A 208-nucleotide genomic window follows, 5' to 3' on the forward strand; every position below is an offset into this window, starting at 1 on the left:
GTCCGCTATACACTGGAAACCTCTTCCCGGGCGCTGCAGCTGAACAACACGCTTTCGCAGAGCGACATCCAGGCCATCGCCACGCAGAAATTGGTGAACCTGGGTCTGAAGAACGTCATTGTGACGATCGCGACCGACCCTGCCAGCGGCGGTTTCAAGATGGCGCATCTGACCGCCAGCTATGCCTTCGTCATCGCTTTCCCGTATT

The 208-nt window shown here is 57.7% G+C and carries 1 pseudogene; it reads left to right on the forward strand.

The window, feature by feature from the left end:
- A pseudogene (locus X750_RS134320) lies at nucleotides 1–208 on the forward strand (pilus assembly protein); the annotation flags it as partial.

It is taken from the genome of Mesorhizobium sp. LNJC391B00, assembly GCF_000502535.1.
Lineage (GTDB): Bacteria > Pseudomonadota > Alphaproteobacteria > Rhizobiales > Rhizobiaceae > Mesorhizobium.